This window comes from Paenibacillus cymbidii (assembly GCF_004764705.1).
In the GTDB taxonomy this organism is placed as follows: domain Bacteria; phylum Bacillota; class Bacilli; order Paenibacillales; family NBRC-103111; genus Paenibacillus_AN; species Paenibacillus_AN cymbidii.
Map to the genome: position 1 here is coordinate 1 of NZ_SHLX01000080.1, position 817 is coordinate 817.

General features: G+C 45.2%; 1 protein-coding gene. It reads left to right on the plus strand.

The window, feature by feature from the left end; all coding sequences use genetic code 11:
• The first annotated feature begins 133 nt into the window (after window positions 1-133).
• Entirely contained in the window at window positions 134-535 is a 402-nt protein-coding gene (locus EXY20_RS38740) for a RidA family protein (protein ID WP_135557788.1), read from the plus strand.
• Window positions 536-817 lie beyond the last annotated feature (282 nt).

Consider the following 817-nt stretch of genomic DNA (forward strand, 5'->3'; position numbering starts at 1 on the left):
CTTGGGCTACGTCCGCAAGCCGGGAAACACTTTCGATTCATTTTTCAAAGATCACTGTCTTAAAGAGTCTAAAAAAATATTCAAGAGCAACCACCAATCGGTAGCTGCTCTTAGCATACAAGGAGAGTCTGAAATGACCGAAAGAACAAGAGTTTTTACTGGTTCTCCCTGGGAGCCGGTTGTTGGATATTGCAGAGCCATTCGTGTAGGGGATCGTGTTGAAGTAGCAGGCACAACTGCAATGAAAGAGGGTGAAGTTATTGGGGCAGGAAGTGCCTACGAACAAACGAAAACCATTTTAACAACCATAGAAGAAGCACTTCATCAAGTGGGAGCAAATTTAACCGATGTTGTGAGAACAAGAATGTTTGTAACCGACATCTCCAAATGGGAAGAGATTGGGAAAGCACATGGAGAGTTTTTCAAAGATATTCAACCTGTTGCCACAATGGTTGAAGTTAGAGCACTTATCGACCCAAGACTGTTAGTGGAGATAGAAGCAGAGGCTGTTGTAAGCGGTGTAGGTTCTTGCTGATATTCCATATGCGGCTAAAATGATGCGATCCTGGCGAGCCGCCCCCTAAGCGCCCCGATTGATTGCTTGGCAACCCAAATAGCCCATGAAAAATGGCTTATTTGCCCCCAATCGCCCGGTCCGCCTGCAATAGCGATGACGTACAATAGTGTGTTTAACCAAGATTTGGAGCCTAGCCAGGCAACAAAAAAGTAGGGTATTCTCGGGATGGTCAAAGTCACCAAGAAAGGAACCCTACTCGATGACTACTATAGCGGAAAAAGCATTCCATGATCTACTTGA

Coding starts and splice junctions, on each gene's coding strand:
- EXY20_RS38740 (WP_135557788.1), top strand. CDS start 134: ATGACCGAAAGAACAAGAGTTTTTACTGGTTCTCCCTGGGAGCCGGTT.